The following is a 22,708-nucleotide window of genomic DNA, read 5'->3' as shown; positions in this document are numbered from 1 at the left end:
CGGCATTCGGCCAGGATGGTGAACGCAAAGTTGCTGCACGCAGGCATAGGCGCAGTGACGTGCAGAAGCCCGGCGCGCTGAGCTCCGGAGCGAGCGCACTCGCAAGCAATTATTTACACATACAAAATCAGCGCACGGTTTCGCGATTTCTCAACCAATTAAGCTCAATGCAAGCAGTTGCGGCTTAGACAGAAGGGTGGCCACCGACCTTGCGCGGAATGGAAGCACCACAGGACCAGGCCAGACGATCGGGGTTGCGTGATGTTTTTTCTGCTTCGCATGGCGTTCTGGCTCGGGCTGGTGCTTGTGCTGCTGCCACGGGAAAAGACGCCCGAGTCCGACAAGCTGCCGCAGATCAATCCTCAGGAAGCGGTTCAGGCCGCGACCGCAGCGGTGTCGGACATGAGCCAGTTCTGTAAGCGCCAGCCGCAGGCCTGCGAGGTCGGTGGTCAGGCGGCCACGGTGATCGGCCACCGTGCCCAGGAAGGTGCGCGCAAGCTCTATCAGATCATCACCGATAAGAACGAGAAGCAGGCCGCGCCTGAGAAAGCGATCGGTCCGGAAAAGCCGGCCGGCTCCGACAAGCGCTACGCCGATCGGACCGGCTCGATCGACGCGCCGGTGACCGAGGAGTTGCCGGATGGAGAAGCGCCGGCCGACACGCTCTCGGCCGACGATCTCGCGACGGAATGGCATCTGCCGCCGACCGAATAAGCGGCTGGAACTCGTATCGCTTTCGCTCTCCCAAGTCCCTATATAGAGGCCTGGATGGGACCAAAGAGCATCATGACGATCGACGAAATCCGCGACAACTTCGCCCTGCTCGACGATTGGGACGACCGCTATCGCTACGTGATCGAACTCGGCCGGACTCTGACGCCGATGCCCGAGGCGGATCACTCGGCCCAGAACAAGGTGCAGGGCTGCGCGAGCCAGGTCTGGCTCTCCAAGCACATCGATCAGGGCGACTCGGAACCCGTCTTGAACTATGTCGGCGACAGCGACGCCCATATCGTGCGCGGCCTGATCGCGATCCTGCTGACACTCTACTCCGGCCACACCCCGCGTGAGATTCTTGCGACGGATGCGCTCGCCGTGTTCGACGAATTGGGTTTTCGCGAGCATCTGACGCCGCAGCGCTCGAACGGCTTGCGTTCCATGGTCGAGCGGATCCGCTCCGACGCGCGCGAAGCGCTCGCCGGGGTGTCGTAAACAGCTATTTTCCCCGTTCGGGGCGCTGCTGACCCAGTCCCATTTTCTTAGCGAGCTGCGAGCGCGTCACCGCGTAGTTCGGCGCGACCATCGGATAATCCGGCGGCAGGTTCCATTTCTCGCGATACTGTTCCGGGGTCATATTGTACTGCGTGCGCAGATGCCGCCGCAGCGACTTGAAGCGCTTGCCGTCTTCAAGGCAGACCAGATAGTCGGGGTGAATCGATTTTTTCACCGCCACCGCCGGCTTTGCCGGTTCCGGGGTTCCTTCGGGGCGGCCGCTGGCCACGCGCTGCAAGGCGGCGTGGACCTGGCTGATCAGGTTCGGAATTTCCGCCGCCGGCGTAGGGTTATTGCTCAGATAGGCCGAGACGATACTGGCCGTCAGGTCAATAAAGCTCTTGCCTCCGCTGTCTGTCATCGGACCCTCGCTGCGGCGCCGCCGCCCTAGTATCGCGACAGGCCAATACCACCCCTGATCTTGCCGCGAGCAATATTATGGGCCGGGAAGCGAGGGCGTGACAACTAGAGCAAGTCACTATTCTTGCGAATAACGTGAGGTACCGAAGTAGAGCGCAGGCGATGCGCTCTGCTACGGAGATTCCGGGGCAACTGCGCTGATCCCCGGGTCGGCTGCGCCGATCCCGGAGTCAGCTGCGCTGATCCAAGTGCGTCCGCAGTTCGTCGATGGAGGCAAACCGCATCATGCCTTCGGGCATCTGCGCCTCGATCGAACCGTCGGAATAGAGCGAGTAGGCCATCCCATCTACAACACCGGACTTGATGACCGTTACAGCCGCAGGTTCGGGCGGCCGCGATGGCACCAGGGATTCGCTGAAGGCAGGCGCCGCTCGCGCCGGACGGCGCGGCAAGGGCGGCAAAGGTGGCAGAGCCGGCTCCGGCGCACGCGCCCGCTCCGGCTTCGGCCAAGCCTCCTCGAAGCTGGGGGGCGATGCTGGCGGGGCGGGTTCGTCGGCGGATTCTGCTGGCTCGCTCAAGGGCGGCGCGCGGAAGTCCGGCAGACCCGACTCAGCCGGGCGCTTTTCGGCGCGCTCGCGCTGCCTGCGCGCAGCCGCTTCAAAGAACAGGTTACGCCGCGGCTTGTTGGATTCCGGCGCGATGGGTTCCGGTTCGGGCTCCGGCTCGGGCAGCATCGGCCTCTCCACCGTACGGCCGCCACGGCCTCGCGGCGTTCCGCCCTCCCGCCATAGATCTTCCATCGGCGGGGCGGCGGCAAGATCGACCTGCTCGTCGGTGTCGCGGTCGCTGCCCGGTAACTGTAGCGCCTTCGGACTGCCGTCGGGGGACAACCGCAGACGGAGCCGATGCGACATCATCTTCAGTTCGCCCAGAACGGCGGAGAGCCCGAAGAGGAGCAGCCCAGTGCACACCGTGATGGTCCCGGCCAGGACCATGGTGTTGCCGAAGCTGAATTCCTTGACCGGAATTCCGTATGCGATCGCTCCGAGACCCGCCAGCACGGCGACAGTCCCGGCGATCAACAGGGCACTCATCATCAAACCCACCCCCTAATGTGGCGGCCTCAGGAGCGCAGTCCTAAGCCAAAACTACATTAGAATCCAACAGTTGCGTGTCGTTTTTGACCCGGGTTCTTGGCGATGGGGCACGATATATCTTGCAGTGGAGAATCAAGTTGCGGTCCCAAGCTCCGCATGTCTCCAGGGCAAGATTGCCACAATACCGTCATAATGTACATGGGGCCAGTCCCGCTTCTGCCGCGGCCCCTCGCCTGATCTCCAGGCACTATGGTTCAGCGCGCATTCATGTCGTATGTCCATAGTGCACAATTACGCACCATTATCCAATCCTTGCTGCGATGCAGCAGAAAACTATGCCTGATCTGCCAATTGCTTGGAAACACAATCGCGCTGTTCGGAGCGGCCACGGAATAGGCCTTCGGCACATCAGCGGGGATCGTTAGGGACGCCGGATCACCACTAGCCATGACATCGATTACAACTTCGGCCCTCGACACGCCGATACGGCGCACGGTCGAGCGGACTTGCGACGATCTTGCCATCTTCGTGCTCGCAGCGGTGGCGGTGGTCGCCAGCCTAACGTTCCGCGACTACGGTCTCGGCTGGGATGATTACACCCACGCAGAATATGCCGACCTGCTGCTGCGCATGTACGGCTCCGGCTTCAAGGACACCGCGGCACTCTCGTTTGCCAATCTCTACATGTATGGCGGCGGCTTCGACATGGTCGCGGCGTTGCTGCACAAGGTCATTCCGCTCGAACTGTTCGAGACCCGGCGGCTGGTGGGTGCGATCGTCGGCCTGATCGGCCTTGCGGTGACTTGGCGGTTGGCGCGCCGGATCGGCGGCGCCGTGGCCGGCCTTGCCGCGTTGCTGCTGCTCGCGCTCTGCCCGATCTATTACGGTCACATGTTCATGAACCCGAAGGATGCCCCCTTCGCGGTCGCCATGGTGATCCTCCTGATGGGCCTGGTTCGGCTCGCGGAGGAGTATCCCTACCCTTCGCCGCGCACGATCCTGATCGTCGGCATCGGTGCCGGCCTGTCGATCGGTTCGCGGATCCTCGGCGGCCTCGCGCTGGTCTATGCGGTGGTCGGGTTCATGCCGCTGTTCCTGGAGGAATTCCGGACCCAGGGCGCACGGGAAGCCGTGCGCCGTCTGGTTCGGTCGCTCTATCTGCTGATCCCCGGCCTGATCCTCGGCTATCTGATCATGGGCCTGATCTGGCCGTGGTCGATCATCGAGCCGGCGAATCCGTTTCGCGCCCTGACCTATTTCTCGCACTTCTTCGAAAAGCCCTGGAAGGAGATGTTCGACGGCGCGCTGGTCTCGGTGCCGGACATGCCCTGGTCCTATCTGCCGACCTTGTTTGCTCTCCAGCTCCCCGAATTGATGCTCGGCCTGTTCATTGCAGGCGCGGCGGCTTCGATCGTGGGGCTATCCCGCGATGATATGACGGCCCGCAAGAAAAGCATCCTGCTGATGCTGACCGTGGCCGCCACCCTGCCGATCCTGATCGCGATCGTAAAGCGCCCGGCGCTCTACAACGGTATCCGACATTTCGTGTTCGTGATTCCGCCGATGGCGCTGCTGGGCGGCATCGCCTTCGCGAGACTCTTGAATTGGCTCGCTGCCGAACATCGGCGGGCCTGGCAGCCGGTCGCGGTGACCGTGTTCAGCTTCGGTTTGCTCTTGCCGCTCGCCGAGATGATCCGGCTTCATCCCTATCAATACGCGCATTTCAACTATATCGCGGGAACGGTGCGCGAGGCGGATGACCGCTTCATGCTGGACTATTGGGGCCTCGCGCTCAAGCAGGCCTCCGACGGCCTGAAGCAGCAGCTCGATGAGCGCGAGGAAGTGCCGCCGCTTGGGCGCAAATGGAAGGTCGCCGTCTGCGGGCCGCAGCGGCCGGCGCAGGTCGCGCTCGGGCCCGACTTTACGATCGGCTGGGACAGCCAAGGTGCCGATTTCGCGATGACGCTCGGCGAATTCTATTGTAAGGGCCTCTCCGCGCCCGTGATGTTCGAGGTCAAACGCGACGACGTCGTGTTTGCGCGGGTCTATGACATCCGGGGCAAGAGCATCTCCAGCCTGCTGTCGATCCCGGCGCCATAAGCCGTAGCTGAAGGATCATGATCCGATTCCATCCGATCGGATCATGCCCCGATGTCCCGGCCTCGGCCTTTGCTGCCGCGCCTCAGAAATGCGCGTCGATGTCGACGACGTCGATGAGCTTGTGATTGACGAACTCCTTCAACCCCAGCCCGAGCAGCTCTCGACCATAGCCGGACCGCCGGATGCCGCCGAACGGCAGATCCGCCTCGACCTTGGTCGGATGGTTCACGAACACCATGCCGGTCGAGATACGGTGAGCGACCTCGGCGCCATGGGCGGGGTTGGACGTGAACACCGATCCACCGAGGCCGAACGGCGAATCGTTGGCGATGCGCACGGCGTCATCCTCATCCTTGGCCCGGAAAATCATCGACACCGGTCCGAAAAACTCCCAGTAGCGGGCCGGATTGTCCTCGCGGACCTCCGTCAGGATCGTCGGCTGCACGAATGCGCCGCGGTTCGGGACCGGCGGCCCAACCTCCTCGGCCGTCGCCCCCAGCTTCACGGCCTCGCGGATTTTCTCCCTCACCTCGTCGGCGGCCCCCTGCGACGAAAGCGGCGCCAAGGTCGTCTTGGAATCAAACGGGTCGCCCGCAATCAAGCCCGCCACGCCCTTGCGGTACCGCGTGAGGAATTCGTCATAGACCGGATCAACGACGATCATGCGCTTCGAGGAGACGCAGACCTGACCGCCGTTCCAATGGCGGCCGAACACCGCCCATTTGCTGGTCTTTTCGAGATCGGCATCCGCCAGCACGATGAAAGCATCGGCCCCGCCAAGTTCCATGGTCGACTTCTTGAGCGCCTTGCCGGCTTGGGCTGCGACGAGTGAGCCCGCGGCCTCCGAGCCTGTGAGCGCAACCCCGTGAACCCGGTCATCGTTGAGGATCAGCTCGATCTGGGATCGGGTGGCATAGAGATTCTTGAATGCGCCCCGCGGCAAGCCCGCCTCCGCCATCAGCCGCTCGAAAGCCGCAGCCGATTGCGGCACGTTGGAGGCATGTTTCAGGAGCAGCGTGTTGCCGGCCGAAAGCTGCGGCGCCAGGATGCGCGCGATCTGGTAGTAGGGAAAATTCCACGGCTCGATCGCCAGCAGGACGCCGAGCGGCTCGTGGACCAGGATGGCCTCGCCTTCGGCCGCATCGAGCACGGGCAGCTTTTCCGGCGCGAGCAGCGCCTCGGCGTGGCGAACGTAATATTCGAAAATCTTGGCGGACAGCTCGACCTCGGCCTTGGCTTCGCCGAACAACTTGCCCATTTCCAGCGTCAGCAGTCTCGCATAGGCGTCGCTGTCACGCCGCAGAAGATCGGCCGCGTTCTGCAGAATGCGACCGCGCTCGCCGAACGAGGTCCGCCGCCAACCGAGAAAGGCATGATGTGCGTTGCTGATCGCTGCCCGGACCTCTTCATCGGTCGCATCTGGAAAAGAGGCAAGCGTCTCACCGGTGTAAGGGTTGATCGTCTGATAGGTCATCTGTCATTCCCTTGCAGCTTTCCGTTACAACTTCTCTTGCCTGTGCTGCAGATCAGGCGGCGAAATTGTTCAGGCCGAACGATGTGCGTGTCCGCACGATGTCGCGCCGCATGCTATTGACGGCACGGAGCTGCACGTTGACCAAAATCAATGGCTCGGATGTCGCGCGATCTTCGCGACGAAACCGACGGCGGACGTGAGGGAGTAGACCATGACGTTTCTGGTGACCGGCAGTTCCGGCCATCTCGGCGAAGCGCTGGTCCGCACGCTGCAGGCGGGCGGGCGCAACGTCCTCGGCATCGACATCCTGCCCGGCGCCTTCACGCATCGGGTCGGCTCGATCGCCGATCGCGACTTCGTGCGCCGATCGATGCGGGACATCGCAACCGTGTTGCACGCGGCGACCTTGCACAAGCCGCATGTGGCGACCCACGGCCGCCAGGCCTTCGTCGACGTCAACATCACCGGCACGCTGAACCTGCTGGAAGAGGCAGCCGCCGCCGGCGTCGGAGCCTTCATCTACACCAGCACCACGAGCGTGTTCGGCGACGCGTTGATCCCGCCGGCCGGCGAACCCGCGGCCTGGGTGACCGAAAGCGTCGCGCCGGTGCCGAAGAACATCTATGGTGCGACCAAGGCTGCGGCCGAAGATCTTTGCCAACTGTTCGCGCGCAACCATTCCCTGCCCGCAATCATATTGCGGGTCTCGCGCTTCTTTCCCGAAGCGGACGACAATGCCGAGGTGCGCGCGGCCTACGCCGATGCCAATGCCAAGGTGAACGAATTCCTCTACCGCCGCATCGACATCGAGGATGTGGTGGACGCGCATCTGAAAGCAGCAATCCACGCGCCTTCGGCGCGATTTGCAAAATACGTCGTCAGCGCGACCTCGCCATTCACGCCTGAGGACCTGGCGGGGCTACGCCGGCATGCGCCGGTGGTCGTGAGACGTCATGTGCCGGACTATGAGCGGGAATATCAACGCCGCGGCTGGACCATGTTCGACGAGATCGACCGGGTCTATGTCAACGACAGAGCGCGGGCGGAGCTTGGCTGGCGACCGCGCCATGACTTCCGATCGATCGTAACGCGTCTTGCGGCCGATGAGGATTTCCGCAGTCCGCTGACGCAGGCGATCGGCAGCAAGGGCTATCATGACCGCAGTTTTGCCGACGGTCCTTTCCCGGTCGGACACGGACCGGCCTAGGCTGCACGAGGCGTGCCGGACTGGACCCATCGGAGGCGATGTGCTAACGAATGAGCACACACCCTCTACACGTTTTGGAATGAAACGCCGCCCAATTCCGGGCGGCGTTTTTGTTTTGCGAGTTCAGCACGTCTCGGCGCCGGCCAGACCGCGCCGCTCCGAAAGCGTGCTCAGTTCCTCGGCAAGCCGCCGCTCGATGTAACACCGCTCATGATCGGCGAGCTTGGTGGTGAGCAGCTTGCGGTAACGCCGCACATTGGCCTCGCGGGAAAAGCGCGCACGTTGCGATAGCCTCAAGGGGCCGACGCGGCTCTCGCCCGCGGCAAGGCCGCCGACTCCGATCGACGCGCCGTGCGCGCAGACATCGCCACGACGTATGATCCGCATCGCAGCGCCGCCGCGCGGCCGCGGCGGGTCGTCCTCCTGATCGAGCTGCCGCAAGGCGCCGAGAATGTCGGGCAGCCGCAGCGACCGCTCGCTCCCGGGTATCTTGCGCAGGGACGGTTGATCTTCGACCGCATACATGTCGGACGCCCACGATGACAGGATCAGCCGTTTCTCGGCGGTCGAAAGCCTGCCGTCGCCGAGCACCGCCGCGGGGGAATCATAATGCGACACGGGATGAAACGCGGCATCGCCGACGTTGATCGAAACACTGCGTTCGCTCATGTCGTTTCTCCTGGTACCACTCCTTCGTAGGAACAATTGTTGGATAGGGAAGGCGGCCGCCCGGCCGCCTCCCCTGAACGACGGATCAAGCCGTCTGGATCGGAATCTGCCTGACCGCGCGGGCGGCTTGCTCGGCTTTCGGCATGGTCACGGTGAGGACGCCGTTCTTGAATTCGGCCTTGGCCTTGTCTTCCTGCACATCCTCGAGCGGAATCCGCCGTTCGAACGCGCCATAATAGCGCTCGGTGAAGAAGCGCCCTTCCCCATTGCGCTCGGTCTTCTTCTCGCCGCGGATCGAGAGCACGCCGTTGGCGATCTCGACATTGACGTCCTTCTCCGACAGGCCCGGCAACTCGGCCGAGATCGTCACGGTGTCGGTGGTCTCGCGCAGCTCGACCTTGGGCCAGCCGAACTGGCCTTCCATCAGGGACGGGCCGAGCCCGCCGAAAGAGCCGATGCCGCGGAAGGCGTCGTCGAACAGACGGTTCACCTCGCGATGCAATGCGAGAAACGGATCAAAGGTGTCCCGCGACGCCAGTTGCTGCGGCCGGGACCACGGAATCAGGTCGCGAATAGCCATAGGGATATCTCCTCCTTGCATGGGATCAGCGCGCGCGGGGGCTCAACGCCCCGCGCGCCGGCCACGCCCAGTTTCAGGCAGCTTTCTTCTGCTCGATCTTCTCGACCGGGCCGGTACCGATCGCGATCCGCCGCGGCTTCATGGCTTCGGGGATTTCTCGCACCAGCTCGATCCGCAGCCGGCCGTTGTCAAAGGAGGCGTTCGTCACCTGCACATAGTCGGCGAGGTTGAACTGCCGCTTGAATGGCCGCGCGGAGATACCCTGATAGAGATATTCACGCCCCTCCTTGTCGGCCTTGCGGCCTTCCACCGTCAGCACATTCTGTTCTGCAGTGATCGCGAGTTCGTCCGGGCCGAAGCCCGCGAGCGCCAGCGAGATCTGGTAGCGGTCTTCGCCGAGCCGCTCGATGTTGTAAGGTGGATAGTTGTCGTCGACCGCGCGCTGCGTCTCGTCGAGCAGGCCAAGGAGACGATCAAAGCCAATGCTCGAGCGCCAGAGCGGCGTGAAATCGTAAGTCCTCATAGCCAAGTCCTCCTAAGAGCAAGATGGATACGAAGGAGCGCAAGGCCGGTGCTGGACCCGCTCGGTACAGAAACCGGTCCTGCGCCCAGGCAGTCCGCCGGGCCCGACAGGGCACCCGGCGCCGCTTGCGGCGGCAACAAGCGAGTTAGAAAAACGGAAGACGAATTCAAGGGGGCATCAGAAAATTTTCGGGACCCTCAAGGCGCCCGCTGGCGGGACCGAAAATTTCACGGCACAGGCTCGATCGATTGCGGACCCCCTCTTGACCGAGCCTGGACATTTTCCCAGCTAAATCGCCGCCAGAATCCGATTGAACCTGTTCGAGGGGATTAACGATGCAGCTGCTGCGTTGGGTCCGGCCGTTGGCAATCGCGCCGGCTATCGTGTTGTGCCTACTGGCGGCTCCGGCCGGAGCCCAGATCCCCGACCTCAAGCTCGGGCGGGTGCCGACCCTGGCCCCGCTCGTCAAGGAGGTCACGCCCGCGGTGGTCAACATCTCGGTCGAGGGCCGCCTTCGCGAAGACAATCCGCTCTATCACGACCCCCTCTTTCGCGAATTCTTCGACGTGCCGAAGCAGGTCGAGAAGCAGTTCAGCGCAACCGGCTCCGGCGTCATCGTCGATGCCCAGCGCGGCTATGTGATGACCGCCAACCACGTCGTCGAGCATGTCACGACAGTCCAGATCCGGACCAAGGACGGCCGAAAATTTGCCGCGCGCCTGGTCGGCCGCGATCCTGCCACCGACATCGCCCTGCTCCAGATCCGCGATCCCGTCGATCTGAAAGCGATTGCGCTTGGCGACAGCGATGCGCTGGAGGTCGGGGATTTCGTGATCGCGGTCGGCAATCCCTTCGGCCTTGGCCAGACTGTCACCTCGGGCCTGGTCAGCGCGCTAGGGCGCACCGGTCTCGGCAAGCAGGGCTATGAGGATTTCATCCAGACAGATGCTGCGATCAATCCCGGCAATTCCGGCGGCGCGCTGATCAACCTGCGCGGCGAGCTGGTCGGTATCAACACCGCGATCATCTCGCCGGGCGGCGGCAATGTCGGGATCGGCTTTGCCGTGCCGATCAACATGGCGCGACGGGTGATGGAGCAACTGGTGCAGAGCGGTCGGGTCGAGCGCGGCCGTATCGGCGTGACGCTGCTGGACCTCGATACGCCCGGCAACGGCCGTGTTCACGGCGCGCAGATCGCCGACGTCAGCGCCGGCTCTCCGGCGGAACGCGCCGGCCTGCGCAAGGGCGATATCATCGTCAAGGCCAACGACGTGCCGGTGCGCAGCGCCACTCAGGTGCGCAACCTGATCGGGCTGACGCCGGTCGGCCAGCGCGTCCGCCTCACATTCGAGCGCGATCGCACCCTGGGCAATGCGGTGGTCGAGGTGGCTCCCGTTCCGGAGGAGCGGGCGCGCGTGCGAACGTCAGGCTGAGAGCTGCGGATTCAACCTTCAGTCCCGCTACCGGCAACGCTCACGACGTGGGGTAGATTTTTACCGCACATCAAGCATGCAACGAGACGCCGATACGTCCATAAAGACCTGTTAAGTGCCCCGCTGCTTAGTGCGCCCGTGCGGAGGTATTGAAATGCGGGGTGACGGTCTGGCTTTCAGTTTGCCACGCTGGCGCGCGACGCGCTGGCTGGCAGATCCGGGATATCCGGTGTCATCCGACATTCGCCTCGCATTGATCGGCGAGCTCTATGGCTGCTGGTCTGTTTTCGCCGGTGGCGTCATCAACACCGTCGCGGTCGCTGCTGCGCTTGCACTTCGCACGCCCACGGTTCTCTTCATCACCTGGTTACTGATGGAAGTCGTGATCTGCCTCTCGCGGCTGATCGTGATGATGATCGCCTATCGCAGGGCGCGCGAGCAGCGCGCGACTCCGACCGATATCCACATCCTGCTGTCGGTTGCATGGAGCGCCAGCGTCGGTTTCGGTGTCGGCATCAGCCTGGCGTCCGGCGACTGGATCGCAGCGTCACTCGCCTGCATTTCATCGGCGGCCATGGTCGGCGGGATCTGCTTCCGCAATTTCAGCGCGCCCCACCTCGCGGGAACGATGATCCTGTGCAGCATCGGCCCGGTGATCCCGGGCGTCGCCATCTCCCATGAGCCGCTGCTGTTCGTGATGTATCTGCAGATGCCGGTGTACTTCCTCGCCATGACCGGCGCGGCCTTCCGGCTGAACAAGATGCTGGTGGCCGTCATGCATTCCAAACGCGAGAGCGACGAGCTGGCGCGGCTCGACGCGCTGACGGGCCTGCGCAACCGCGCCGGATTGATCGACGCGCTGCAAAGCAGGCTCAATGGCAAAGCCTCTGGACATCAGAGCTTCGCCGTCCTCTATCTCGATCTCGATGGCTTCAAGCCGGTCAACGACACCTTTGGTCATGCCGCGGGTGATGAATTGCTGAAGATCGTCGCCGCAACGCTGCGGGACACCGTCTCTCCGACCGACGTCATCGCGCGGATCGGGGGCGACGAGTTCGTCGTGCTCGCCGGCGACCCGGCGATCGATCACGCATTGGCGCTCGGCGAGCGCATCATCTCCGTGATGACCGCGCCCGTGGAACTGCCGGACGGCGCGCACGTCCACATCGGAATGAGCATCGGCATTGCCGCTTCGCCCGATCATGGCACCGACCCGGAGGCCCTGCTGTCTGCAGCAGACGCCGCGCTCTACGAAGCGAAATCGAGCGGAAAGTCATGCTGGAGATTGGCCTCCGCCGAGGCCAATCTCGCAGCCCTGCGCAAGTTCGCCGGCAGCAATCAGGCTACTGCCACGGCTCTGTCCGCAGCCTGACATATCGGCATGGAGCAGCACGATCCGGAAAAGTGGAAACCGGCTTTCGGACGCGCACGCGAACTCGGGGGGAATGGAGCGGCGCTCACGTTGCTGTCGCGAGCCATTCGTCAAAACCAGTTGGACCGAGGCGGGCCGACCCAAGCGGGACCAGCGAACGATCATCGATCGCAGCTCCATAATACTGCGCATTGGGGTCAGCAACGACCGGCCGGACGTCCCCCGCCGCTTTCAAGCGGCGCGCGATGAACGTGTTGAAGGGGGCTTTTTCCGGACCAGCGATATCGATCGTAGCGTTGAGTGGAGCGCCTGTTGCAACGCTGGCAAGCGCGCTCACGACGTCATCAGCAGCAATCGGCTGAAAAGAGGCCGTCGGAACCACGACCTTGCCGTCGACGACGCCCGCATCGGCGATCGCGCTCAGGAATTCGAAGAACTGCGTGGCGCGGACGATCGTGTATGGCACGCCGGACGACTTGATCACCTGCTCCTGGGCGAGCTTGGCATGGAAATAGCTGTTGCCGGGTGCACGGTCGGTCCCGACGATCGACAATGCAACATGATGCTTGACCCCAGCGACGGCCTCTGCGGCGACCAGATTGCGGCTCGATGTCTGAAAGAAGTCGAGCACCGCGGCGGGCTCCCAGCTCGGAGCGTTGGAAACATCGACGACGACCTCGGCGCCGGCGAGCGCCTCGGCAAGGCCCTCCCCTGTCACGCTGTTGACACCTGTCCGCGGAGAAGCGGCGAGAGCGTCATGCCCTCGCTGCTTGAGTACGGCGACCAACTTCGATCCGATCAGGCCCGAGCCGCCAATCATGACGATCTTCATGACATACTCTCCTGTTCAGCCAACGATCTTGAGCGGGAACCTCTCGTAAACCTCCAAGAATGCCATGCGAGTAGCTTGACGAACCACAGCGCGGAGACCGCGAAGCGCCGCTCTGACGTGTCGCGATCGAGCGTGCGCAGCTTCTGATCCTAACGCGGCAATTCCGCCAGCGCAGCGAGGATGCGCGCCCAGGAGCGGATGCCCTTGTGGTAGCTCTTCAGATCATATTTCTCGTTGGGCGAATGAATGTTGTCGTCATCGAGACCGAAGCCGACCAGTAGCGAGTCGAGGCCGAGCGTCTTCTTAAAGTCGGCCACGATCGGGATCGACGCGCCGGAGCCGATCAACAGCGCCTCCTTGCCCCATTCGTCGGTGAGGGCCTGCTTGGCAGCAGCAAGCGGCCTCATGTTCCAGTCGAGCGCGATCGCAGGCCCTGCCGAATGGTCGCCGAACTCGACCGAGCAATCGCCGGGAATGCGCGCCAAGACGAAATCGCGAAACGCCTTGCGGATCTTGGCCGGGTCCTGCCCTTCGACAAGGCGGAAGGAGACCTTCGCAGACGCATGCGCCGGGATGACGGTTTTGGAGCCCTCGCCGATATAGCCACCCCAGATGCCGTTGATGTCGCAGGTCGGACGCGAGGAGATCTGCTCGATCAGGAGCCGATCTTTTTCGCCGGCCGGAATCGACAAGCCGATCGGCTTCAGAAACGTCTCCGGCGTCAAGTTGAGGCTCTTCCACTGCTCCAGCACCGCAGGCGGCAGATCCTTCACGCCATCATAGAAGCCTGGAATGGTGATGCGGCCATTCTCATCGAACAGCCGTCCCAGCACCTCGGTCAGCACCCGGATCGGATTGCGCGCACCGCCGCCGAACACGCCGGAATGCAGGTCGCGATTGGCGGCCTTGATCTTGACCTCCTCGTAGAGCAGACCGCGCAGCGCAACGGTGATCGCGGGCGTGTTCGGGTCCCACATGCCAGTGTCACAGACCAGCACGCAGTCGGCCTTGAATTCATCCTTGTTGGCCTCGAGCCACGGCACGAAGTTCTTCGAACCGACCTCCTCCTCGCCCTCGATCAGGACGGTGATGTCGAGCGGCAGCGAGCCGGTGACGGTTTTCCAGGCTCGGCACGCTTCGATGAAGGTCATCAATTGACCTTTGTCGTCCTCGGCGCCGCGCGCGACGATGATCTTGCGACCATCGGCATGATCGGTCACGACCGGCTCGAACGGCGGACGGTGCCACAGATCGAGCGGATCGACCGGCTGCACGTCATAGTGGCCATAGAACAGCACGTGCGGCCTTGAAGCACCGTGCCCGTTGCTCTTGCCGACGACGGCAGGATGTCCCGCGGTCGGCCGCACTTCGCTGGCAAAGCCGAGCGTGGCCAAATCCTTGGCGAGATGATCGGCCGCCGCCTTGCAGTCCGCGGCAAAGGCCGGATCGGCGGAGATCGACTTGATCCGGATCAGCGCAAACAGCCGCTCCAGACTGTTGTCGAAATCGGCGTCGATACGATCGAGGACGGACTGAAGCTGCGCGCTGGCCATGATCGCCAATTCCTTCAAGCTGATTGCTGCGCCGGTTTTAACCCCGTTGTCCCCGGCGAGCTAGCCGCCTCCTGCAGGGGCGGATGCAGGATATGCCAGACCAGCGCGCCGGCCATGACGGCGGTTGCGGCAAGATTGTTGCCCCATGCCTGGATATCTTTCGGGAATGGCGGCAACGACAGCAGCAGCAGGATGCCCGAGAGCGCCAGCGCAAGCCATGTCCACAGACGCACCCGCGGCCGGGAGTCATAGGCTGCACGATGCATCAGGATCGTCATCGGAAAGAACAGCCATATGAAATAATATTGCCGCGCAAGCGGCGAGGCCACCGTCATCAGGCAGAACAGGATTCCAAGCTCCTCGGCGTCGGAGCGCGGCGTCCGCCGTTTCTGCGCAGGCATCACCGCCAGGAAGCCCAATCCCAGCGCGAGCGAGACCGCGAGCACCACGAGGTTTGCTTCCTGGAACGAGATGTCGACGACGTTCATCGTGCGCACCGGCTTGGACGGATCGTCCTGGTTGTAGTTCACCGGACGCGTCAGACGATGCGTGACCGCGATGATCGACTGATTGACCCAGGACCAGTTCTGCTCGTCACGCTGGCCAAACCCCTTCTCGGAACTGGTGCCGACCATGCCTCGATACCAGGTCTTCAGCTCCGCCACGTTGTGCTGGAAGCCGCGCACCGGCGCCGGCACCACGAACAGGAACACCAATGTGAACACGATCATGCTGACCGCGGCCCACCATTGCCGGCGCCAGACGAGGTACGGCAAGACGGCGACCGGGAACACCTTGATGGCGGTTGCAAGCGCAAACATGCTGCCGCCGAGCCACGGCCGCGCATGCTGCAGGAGCCAGAAGCCGTAGAGCATCAACGCCAGCAGCATGAGGTTGGGCTGCCCGAGATCGAACATGTCGAACACGAAGCTGATCGTCACGAAGCCGGGCAGGAAATAGAGCCATTGATTGGGCTCCCTGCCCGAACCGGTCATGGCGTGAGAGAGCTGCGCCGTGATCCACCACGCCACCACATTGAGCAGCCCCAGACAGGTGTAGAGCACCACCTTGCCGAGCCAGGCAGGGATCGCCAGCAGCACGGCCGGGAACGGCGGATAGAGGAAGGCGAAATAGTCGGCGAGGTTATGCGGATACAGGTCCTGGCCCAGGAGTACCTGCTGTCCGGCCCAATACCAGAGCGGATAGTCCTTGGTTTTGCCGTTGCCCCACAGCTCCGGGACCAGCACGTCACCGATCAGCAGCACACAGCAGATCAAGAAGAGGATATCGACCGGCGCGCGCAACGACGGCCATCGCAACCTAGGCATTGGTTCGGACATCAGCAGGTCACGCGATCAGCAAACATGTTCATCATCATCGTCGCAACAACCCACCGAGCGCGCCACGTACCAGGGAGCGGCCGATCGAGCCGCCAAGGGAGCCGCCGACCTGCTTGCCGAGATCAGCCGCCACGCCGCCGACCACCTTGTCGGTGACCGAGCGCGTGATATTCCGCGCCATCAACTGGCCCGTCGAAAGCCGGCCGCGCTTGACGTTGGTGCCGAAGATCGCAGCGGCGATGTCGCCGATCCTGCCGAGCACACTGCCGGATGAGCCTTCTGCGGTGGCCGCGGTGCCCGCAATCCGCTTCTGCAGCATCTCATAGGCCGACTCCGCATCGATCGCGGTGTCATATTTGCCCTTCACCGGGCTCGCATCCATGATCGCTTTGCGCTCCTCCGGCGTGACCGGTCCGATCCGCGCCGACGGCGGCCTGATCAACACCCGCTCGACCATCGCCGGCGTGCCGTTGCCTTCGAGAAACGAAACCAGCGCTTCGCCCTTACCGAGTTCCATGATCACCTTGGCGGTGTCGAGCTTCGGATTGGGCCGGAACGTCTCGGCAGCCGCAGCGACGGCCTTCTGATCGCGCGGCGTGAACGCGCGCAAGGCGTGCTGCACGCGATTGCCCAATTGGCCGAGCACGCGATCGGGGACGTCGAGCGGGTTCTGCGTCACGAAATAGACGCCGACGCCTTTGGAGCGGATCAGCCGCACCACCTGCTCGATCTTGTCCATGAGCGCCTTCGGCGCGTCGTTGAACAACAGATGCGCTTCATCGAAAAAGAACACGAGTTTCGGCTTGGCGAGATCGCCGACTTCCGGCAGTTCCTCGAACAATTCCGAGAGCGTCCACAGCAGGAAGGTCGCGTAGAGCCTCGGGTTCTGCAACAGCTTGTCCGCGACCAGGATGTTGATCATGCCGCGCCCGTCCCGGTCGGTGCGCATGAAGTCCTGCAGGGACAGAGCTGGTTCGCCAAAAAATTTGGTGCCGCCCTGGTTTTCCAGCACGAGCAATTGGCGCTGGATCGTTCCGACGGTTGCGCGCGTCACATTGCCGAACGACTGTGCGGCCTTGCGGATCGGCGCCAACGGATCCTCCTCGGCATCGGCGCTCTTCTTGGCCACCTCGGGAATGATGGCATCGAGCAGCGCACGCAGGTCCTTCATATCGATCAGCGTCAGCCCATTGTCGTCGGCGACGCGGAAGGCGACGTTGAGCACGCCCTCCTGCACATCGTTCAAGTCGAGCATGCGCGCCAGCAGTAACGGTCCCATCTCGGTGACGGTGGCGCGCACCGGATGCCCCTGCTCGCCGAACACGTCCCAAAATACCGTCGCGAACTGGTCGGGCTGATATGTCAGGCCCAGTTCGCTCGCGCGCTTGAGGATGAAATCCTTGCCCTCACCGACCTCGGCAATGCCCGACAGATCCCCCTTGATGTCGGCAGCAAATACCGGAACGCCGGCGCGCGCAAAGCCCTCGGCCATCACCTGCAGCGTCACCGTCTTGCCGGTGCCGGTCGCACCGGTCACAAGACCGTGGCGATTGGAAAGCGCAAGCGTCAACCAGGCCGGCTGTTCCCCTTTGCCGACGAGAATTTTGTCCTCGGTATCGGCCGAGGATGTTCCGGAGAATGCCATTACGACAGGTCTTTCGCTCGTTTTCGTCTTAAGTTTGCGGTCTGCAATCGGCCCGGCGTCATACTTGACCTTGGCTCTATCTTGGCTCTGCCGGAACCGCAGCCGCCTCGTATCCGCTCTATCAGCCCGTTGCAGTCAACAGAAATGCGATAGGAGCAGATATTACGCTGCCTATCCGCAAATTTCACACGCCGTCTTGCATCGCTGCAACACTTTTGCCGCGATCGCGAATCTGCGCGCGTCGGCGTGTGCTCATGACTTGTCTTTCACCGGTCGGCCGATCAAGATAAATCCTCAAGGACAGTCCGGTCTTGGGGGGCCGGATCGAGGACGGGGCAAGATGGACGAATTAAGTGAGCTGCTGGCCGCAAAGGCTGGCATCGGTAGAGCTTTGGCTGAAAATGCCATCGGCATCATACTTGACTTTCTTCGCACCGGGTTGATGGCGCAAGATTTCTACATCCAAGATCTCTGCCGCGCTGGGATCTGCATCCACACAGGTGAACTTTTCAAGCTCTGCAGCGACACAATCGAAGTCGATCGAATGGGCGCGATCGTCGCAAGACACCGGGCCTGACCCATCTCGCCTGAAGCACTTTCGCACCCATTGAAGATCATGACATACCCAATTTCCGAAATCGAAGGCATGACGGCCTTTGCCGCGTCCAACCTGAAGGCGCTTGGCATCCGGACCACCGACGCGCTGCTTGAAGCCGCTCGCACCTCAAAAGGCCGCAAGACGCTCGCCGCCCAGACCGGCATCACCGAGCAGCAGTTGCTCGATTGGGCAAATGTGGCCGACTACATGCGAATTCCGGGCATGGGCAAAGCGAAGGTCGGCCTCGTGCGTGCCGCCGGCGTCACCACGGTGCGCGAACTCGCTCACCGCAACCCGGCTCGCCTCGCCCAAAATATCAAGGAGGTGAACACCAGGCGCAAGCTGGTGCGCATCCTGCCTTCGGAGAAATCGGTCGGGCACATGATCGAGCAGGCACGCAAGCTGGAACCGAAGATCAGCTATTGACGGCATCGGCGCCCTTGCGCGCGTGCAGTGCATCATCTTGACTCCGTCGCCGCGACCGCGCAAAGCGTCGCCATGAATGCGCCCGCGCCAAAATCCCGCCTGAGCCTAGCTTCGGCTGTGCATCCGCTGCTGCGCGAATGGGTCGCAAGACCCTACCCGGCCGTGATGGGCATTCTCAATGTCACACCCGACTCGTTCTCGGACGGCGGCCGCTTCAATGCACCGGAACGCGCGATCGAACAGGCCAGGCGTATGATCGCCGAGGGTGCCGACATCATCGATATCGGCGCCGAATCCACCCGTCCCTATACCGGGGCGACGCCCGTGTCGGCTGATGAGGAACTGGCGCGGCTGAGGCCTGTTCTTGCTGATGTCGTGGCGCTCGGTGTACCCGTCTCGATCGACAGCATGAAGGCCGAGGTCGTCGCGTTTGCGTTGGAGCAAGGCGCAGCGATCGCCAATGATGTCTGGGGGCTGCAGCGCGATGCGGAGATGGCCAAGGTCGTGGCTGCACACAACGCGCCGGTGGTCGTCATGCACAACCGCCTCTCGATCGATCCCGCAATTGACATCGTGCAGGACGTGCTGGATTTCTTTGCCCGCTCGCTGGACATCGCCGCGAAGGCCGGCATTCCCGACGGCAACATCGTGCTCGATCCCGGCATCGGCTTCGGAAAGACGACGGAGCAGAGCATGACGATGCTGGCGCGACTCGGCGAGCTTTCGTGCTTCGGCCTGCCGCTCCTGGTCGGCGCGTCGCGCAAGCGCTTCATCGGCTCCGTCGTGCCCTCGGAGCCGAGCGAACGGCTGGGCGGTTCGATTGCGGCGCATCTGATTGCCGCCGAGCGCGGCGCCAAGATCATCAGGGCCCATGACGTGGCCGAAACCGTGCAAGCCTTGCGCGTGGCCGCAGCGATCGAGGCGCAAAAAGGATGAGCGGCACCATCTTCATCAAGGGAATTCTGATTCATGCCCGCCATGGCATGTTGGAGCACGAAAGCGAGGTCGGCCAGCGCTTCGTGATCGATCTCGAACTCGATACCGACCTGTCCGAATCCTCGCGCTCCGACCGTCTCGCCGACACGGTGAACTATTCCAACGTGGTGGCCACCGCGACATCAGCCTTCAAGGACACTAGCTACAAGCTGCTGGAGCGCGCGGCCGGCGCGGTCGCCGATGCGATCCTGGCGGCTTTCCCGCGGATCCGCGCCGTGAAGGTCACGGTGCACAAGCCGCACGCGCCGATCGCCGCGATCTTCGAGGATGTGGGCGTTGTCCTGACGCGCTCGCGCGACTGATGGCGAGCGCGCTGATCGCCCTCGGCGGCAATGTCGGCGATGTCCGCACCACGTTTGAACGCGCCATCGCGGAAATCTGCCGCCCTGCTCAGTCAACGCTCGCAGCGCGATCCGCCGATTACTTGACGCCGCCCTGGGGTGAGACGCAGCAGCCGCCCTTCATCAATGCCTGTATCGCGATCGAGACGCAGCTCGATCCGCACGCTCTGCTCGCCGCCTTGCACGAGGTCGAGCGGATGTTTGGCCGAGACCGCGCGCGCGAGAGCCGCTGGGGACCGCGGACGCTCGACCTCGACCTGATCGCCTATGACGATCTCGCGATCGACACGCCCCAGCTGACCCTGCCGCACCCTCGCCTGTTCGAGCGCGGTTTCGTTCTGGTGCCGCTGGCCGAGATCGCACCGGAGCGGCTGATCGCAGGCCGGCGCATCAAGGAGGCGTTGGCGCATGTCCCGTGCGACGGAATCGAGCGTCTGCCCCCTCTCGAACGATAGGTCTAAAGCCGAAACAACCGTTTGGCTTGGCCGTTCCGACGTGGCATTTTGCGGCCAACAATGGTGAAAACAGGCGCCCGGGAGACTTAGGCCGAATGACATCCGTGACCGAGGACCTGCGGTTGGCCGCCGAGTTCGCGCCGGCCAGTCGTGACGATTGGCGCAAGCTGGTCGATGGCGTACTGAAGGGAGCGCCATTCGAGAAGCTGGTCGGCAAGACCTATGACGGCCTCTCTATCCAGCCGATCTACACCCGCGCCAAGGGTGCATCCCCGGTTACCGGACGAGCCGCCGCCGCGCCCTGGTTCATCATGCAGCGGGTCGACCATCCCGATGTTACCAAGGCCAATGCCCAGATCCTGACCGACCTCGAGAATGGCGCGACCGGGATCGAACTCGACTTCCAGAACGGCCCCGGCGCGCGCGGCTTCGGCATTCCGGACGCCGAGCCGGCAACGCTGCAGCGGTTGTTCGCCGGTGTCGTGTTCGATGCCGGGATCTCGATTGCGCTCAATCCGGTGCTCGGCCGCGGCAATGCGGGCGAAGCGGTCGCATCGTTGATCGAAGCCCAGCACGTCGATCCCGCTAAGGTCGATCTTCGTATCAACTATCAGGCCCTTTCCACCCTGGCCGTCCGCGGCAGTGCCGCCGCGCCCTGGTCCGAGATGGAGGGCGGGTTCGCCAAGGTGGTGCGCGGCCTAAAGGACCGCGGCTTCAGTCGGCATCTGGTCCTGGCCGACGGCCGGCCGATTCATGACGCCGGCGGATCGGAAGCGCAGGAATTGGCGTTTGCGATCGCGTCTGGCCTCGCCTATCTGCGCACGCTCGAAGCCGGCGGCATCGCGCTGGACGACGCCCGCGCGGCGCTCTCGTTCCGGCTCTGCGCCGATGCCGATCAGTTCCTGACCTCGGCCAAGTTCCGCGCGCTTCGGCTGCTATGGGCGCGGATCGAAGCGGCTTGCGGCCTCGCGCCAAAGCCGGTCTTCATCGCCGCAGAAACCGCTTGGCGGATGCTGACGCAGCGCGATCCTTACGTGAACATGCTACGTGCCACCATCGCGACATTCGCGGCGGGAATCGGCGGCGCCAACGCGATCACCGTGCTGCCGCACACGCTCGCCCTCGGCCTGCCGGATGCGTTCGCCCGCCGCGTGGCGCGCAACACGCAGCTGATCCTGCTGGAGGAAAGCAACCTCGCCAAGGTCGCCGACCCCGCGGCCGGTTCGGGCGGCATCGAGGCGCTGACGAAGGAGCTGTGCGAAACGGCCTGGGCGCAGTTCCAGGAGATCGAGAAGGCCGGCGGCGTGTTCGCGGCGCTGCAGGCCGGGCTGATCCAGGGCAAGGTGGCTGCGACGCGACAGGCGCGCGGGGCCAATATTGCCAAGCGACGCGACGTGCTGACCGGCGCCAGCGAGTTTCCCAATCTCGCCGAAGCCGATGTCGCGGTCGAGGCGGTGACGCCAATCGCGGCCGCGACAAACGATCTGGCGAAGGTCACGTTCGAGCCCCTCGCCCCGATCCGGCTGGCCGAACCGTTCGAGCGCCTGCGCGATCGCTCTGACGGCCTGCTGAAGAGCAAGGGCAAGCGTCCGTCCATCTTTCTTGCCAATCTCGGCACGCCTGCCGATTTCACCGCACGCGCGACCTTCACCAAGAGCTTTTTCGAGGCGGGCGGCATCGCTGCGATCGTCGGCGAAGGAGCATCCGATGCGTCCGCATTGGCAGCGGCCTGCAAGGCATCCGGCGCAACGCTGGCCTGCCTGTGCTCCTCGGACAAGGTCTATGCGGAAATGGCAGTTCCGGCCGCCAAGGCCCTGAAAGGCGCCGGCGTCCGGCATATCTATCTGGCGGGGCGCGGCGGCGAACAAGAAGCGGCGCTCCGCGGGGCCGGTGTCGATGGGTTCATCTTTGCCGGCTGTGACGCGCCCAAGACGCTCGAGGACGCCTATACGTTTCTGGAGTGAGCATGACCGACGACACCAAGCCTCTCCTGACCGGCGGCTGCCAATGCGGCGCGGTCCGCTTCGCGTTCAAGACCACGCCAGGCAAGGTCAGTATCTGCCATTGCCGGATGTGCCAGAAGGCCGCCGGCGCGCCGTTCGCCTCTTTTGCCGAGATCGACCGCGAGCACTTCGCCTGGACGCGCGGTCGGCCCGCCGCGTTCCGCTCATCCACGATCGCCGAGCGCTTCTTCTGCCCCGCCTGCGGCACGCCGCTCGGCTTCGGACGCATTGATGGGCCGCGGATCGAGATCATGACCGGCAGCTTCGACCGGCCTGACCGGGTGGTCCCGACGCGTCAATATGGCACCGAATCCCGCCTCGGCTGGGTGGTCGCGATCGCCAACCTGCCGAGCCAGACCACGATGCAGAATTACGGACCGGAGAAGATGGCGACCATCGTCAGCCATCAGCATCCGGACCATGACTGACAGA

Annotated in this window: 23 protein-coding genes; 13 read left to right on the top strand and 10 right to left on the bottom strand. The window is 63.5% G+C overall.

The window, feature by feature from the left end:
- Positions 1-261: 261 nt before the first annotated feature.
- Positions 262-714 (top strand): DUF5330 domain-containing protein, encoded by a 453-nt coding sequence (locus tag QXZ85_RS30040; protein ID WP_315706123.1) that lies wholly within the window; start codon positions 262-264, stop codon positions 712-714.
- 72 nt (positions 715-786) lie between these two features.
- The gene (locus QXZ85_RS30035; RefSeq protein ID WP_315706346.1) at positions 787-1,212 is read left to right on the top strand and encodes a SufE family protein; all 426 of its coding nucleotides are present in this window, start codon (positions 787-789) and stop codon (positions 1,210-1,212) included.
- 4 nt (positions 1,213-1,216) lie between these two features.
- Here QXZ85_RS30035 and QXZ85_RS30030 read toward each other — a convergent pair whose 3' ends face one another.
- Positions 1,217-1,633 (bottom strand): MucR family transcriptional regulator, encoded by a 417-nt coding sequence (locus QXZ85_RS30030; RefSeq protein ID WP_315706124.1) that lies wholly within the window; start codon positions 1,631-1,633, stop codon positions 1,217-1,219.
- A gap of 229 nt (positions 1,634-1,862) precedes the next feature.
- Positions 1,863-2,729, bottom strand: coding sequence for a hypothetical protein (locus QXZ85_RS30025; RefSeq protein WP_315706125.1), 867 nt, complete (start codon positions 2,727-2,729; stop codon positions 1,863-1,865).
- Between the two features lie 447 nt (positions 2,730-3,176).
- On the opposite strand from QXZ85_RS30025, the gene QXZ85_RS30020 reads away from it, so the two are divergent.
- The gene (locus QXZ85_RS30020) at positions 3,177-4,829 is read left to right on the top strand and encodes a glycosyltransferase family 39 protein (protein WP_315741462.1); all 1,653 of its coding nucleotides are present in this window, start codon (positions 3,177-3,179) and stop codon (positions 4,827-4,829) included.
- Positions 4,830-4,911: 82 nt separating this feature from the next.
- On the opposite strand, the gene QXZ85_RS30015 is transcribed toward QXZ85_RS30020, so the two are convergent.
- Positions 4,912-6,303 carry an NAD-dependent succinate-semialdehyde dehydrogenase gene (locus QXZ85_RS30015; RefSeq protein ID WP_315768704.1) on the bottom strand — a complete coding sequence of 464 codons (1,392 nt, stop codon included), beginning with the start codon at positions 6,301-6,303 and terminating at the stop codon, positions 4,912-4,914.
- Positions 6,304-6,514: 211 nt separating this feature from the next.
- Here QXZ85_RS30015 and QXZ85_RS30010 point away from each other — a divergent pair, with 211 nt between their 5' ends.
- A complete protein-coding gene (locus tag QXZ85_RS30010) occupies positions 6,515-7,510 on the top strand; it encodes an NAD(P)-dependent oxidoreductase (RefSeq protein ID WP_315706128.1) in 996 nt (331 codons plus the stop codon).
- Positions 7,511-7,633: 123 nt separating this feature from the next.
- Here QXZ85_RS30010 and QXZ85_RS30005 read toward each other — a convergent pair whose 3' ends face one another.
- From QXZ85_RS30005 to QXZ85_RS29995, 3 genes are all read right to left on the bottom strand, one after another.
- Entirely contained in the window at positions 7,634-8,179 is a 546-nt protein-coding gene (locus tag QXZ85_RS30005) for a hypothetical protein (RefSeq protein ID WP_315762126.1), read from the bottom strand.
- 85 nt (positions 8,180-8,264) lie between these two features.
- Positions 8,265-8,759 carry an Hsp20/alpha crystallin family protein gene (locus QXZ85_RS30000; RefSeq protein ID WP_315706130.1) on the bottom strand — a complete coding sequence of 165 codons (495 nt, stop codon included), beginning with the start codon at positions 8,757-8,759 and terminating at the stop codon, positions 8,265-8,267.
- Positions 8,760-8,832: 73 nt separating this feature from the next.
- A complete protein-coding gene (locus QXZ85_RS29995; protein ID WP_315741466.1) occupies positions 8,833-9,282 on the bottom strand; it encodes an Hsp20 family protein in 450 nt (149 codons plus the stop codon).
- A 335-nt stretch (positions 9,283-9,617) separates the two neighbouring features.
- Between QXZ85_RS29995 and QXZ85_RS29990 the strand changes: the two genes are divergently transcribed.
- Together QXZ85_RS29990 and QXZ85_RS29985 are read left to right on the top strand one after the other, a co-directional pair.
- On the top strand, positions 9,618-10,715 hold the full coding sequence (locus QXZ85_RS29990) for a trypsin-like peptidase domain-containing protein (protein WP_315706132.1): 1,098 nt from the start codon (positions 9,618-9,620) through the stop codon (positions 10,713-10,715).
- Positions 10,716-10,869: 154 nt separating this feature from the next.
- Positions 10,870-12,087, top strand: coding sequence for a GGDEF domain-containing protein (locus QXZ85_RS29985; RefSeq protein ID WP_315706133.1), 1,218 nt, complete (start codon positions 10,870-10,872; stop codon positions 12,085-12,087).
- 85 nt (positions 12,088-12,172) lie between these two features.
- Here QXZ85_RS29985 and QXZ85_RS29980 read toward each other — a convergent pair whose 3' ends face one another.
- The 4 genes from QXZ85_RS29980 to QXZ85_RS29965 form a co-directional block, all read right to left on the bottom strand.
- Positions 12,173-12,919 (bottom strand): SDR family oxidoreductase, encoded by a 747-nt coding sequence (locus tag QXZ85_RS29980; protein WP_315764733.1) that lies wholly within the window; start codon positions 12,917-12,919, stop codon positions 12,173-12,175.
- Between the two features lie 149 nt (positions 12,920-13,068).
- Positions 13,069-14,472, bottom strand: coding sequence for a M20/M25/M40 family metallo-hydrolase (locus QXZ85_RS29975; protein ID WP_315706135.1), 1,404 nt, complete (start codon positions 14,470-14,472; stop codon positions 13,069-13,071).
- Positions 14,473-14,486: 14 nt separating this feature from the next.
- The gene (locus QXZ85_RS29970; protein ID WP_315764737.1) at positions 14,487-15,800 is read right to left on the bottom strand and encodes a glycosyltransferase family 87 protein; all 1,314 of its coding nucleotides are present in this window, start codon (positions 15,798-15,800) and stop codon (positions 14,487-14,489) included.
- 46 nt (positions 15,801-15,846) lie between these two features.
- The gene (locus tag QXZ85_RS29965; protein ID WP_315768706.1) at positions 15,847-17,457 is read right to left on the bottom strand and encodes a helicase HerA-like domain-containing protein; all 1,611 of its coding nucleotides are present in this window, start codon (positions 17,455-17,457) and stop codon (positions 15,847-15,849) included.
- Positions 17,458-17,797: 340 nt separating this feature from the next.
- Here QXZ85_RS29965 and QXZ85_RS29960 point away from each other — a divergent pair, with 340 nt between their 5' ends.
- The 7 genes from QXZ85_RS29960 to QXZ85_RS29930 all read left to right on the top strand — a co-directional run bounded on the left by QXZ85_RS29960 (position 17,798) and on the right by QXZ85_RS29930 (position 22,704).
- Positions 17,798-18,034, top strand: a complete 237-nt coding sequence (locus QXZ85_RS29960; RefSeq protein WP_315706138.1) for a hypothetical protein — start codon at positions 17,798-17,800, stop codon at positions 18,032-18,034.
- Between the two features lie 39 nt (positions 18,035-18,073).
- Positions 18,074-18,481: a DUF4332 domain-containing protein gene (locus QXZ85_RS29955; RefSeq protein WP_315706139.1), complete on the top strand. Its 408-nt coding sequence runs from the start codon at positions 18,074-18,076 to the stop codon at positions 18,479-18,481.
- 72 nt (positions 18,482-18,553) lie between these two features.
- The gene (folP, locus tag QXZ85_RS29950) at positions 18,554-19,417 is read left to right on the top strand and encodes a dihydropteroate synthase (protein WP_315706347.1); all 864 of its coding nucleotides are present in this window, start codon (positions 18,554-18,556) and stop codon (positions 19,415-19,417) included.
- Positions 19,414-19,779, top strand: a complete 366-nt coding sequence (gene folB, locus QXZ85_RS29945; RefSeq protein WP_315706140.1) for a dihydroneopterin aldolase — start codon at positions 19,414-19,416, stop codon at positions 19,777-19,779. The genes folP and folB overlap by 4 nt, the downstream gene beginning before the upstream one ends.
- Positions 19,779-20,273: a 2-amino-4-hydroxy-6-hydroxymethyldihydropteridine diphosphokinase gene (folK, locus tag QXZ85_RS29940; protein WP_315706141.1), complete on the top strand. Its 495-nt coding sequence runs from the start codon at positions 19,779-19,781 to the stop codon at positions 20,271-20,273. The genes folB and folK overlap by 1 nt, the downstream gene beginning before the upstream one ends.
- 95 nt (positions 20,274-20,368) lie before the next feature.
- Positions 20,369-22,237 (top strand): methylmalonyl-CoA mutase family protein, encoded by a 1,869-nt coding sequence (locus QXZ85_RS29935; RefSeq protein ID WP_315768710.1) that lies wholly within the window; start codon positions 20,369-20,371, stop codon positions 22,235-22,237.
- Positions 22,238-22,239: 2 nt separating this feature from the next.
- Positions 22,240-22,704: a GFA family protein gene (locus tag QXZ85_RS29930; RefSeq protein ID WP_315762142.1), complete on the top strand. Its 465-nt coding sequence runs from the start codon at positions 22,240-22,242 to the stop codon at positions 22,702-22,704.
- Positions 22,705-22,708 lie beyond the last annotated feature (4 nt).

The organism is Bradyrhizobium sp. SZCCHNGR1005 (assembly GCF_032489995.1).
In the GTDB taxonomy this organism is placed as follows: Bacteria; Pseudomonadota; Alphaproteobacteria; order Rhizobiales; family Xanthobacteraceae; genus Bradyrhizobium.
The sequence above is the reverse complement of the archived record's forward strand: the minus strand, read 5'-3'. Positions and strand labels throughout refer to the sequence as shown.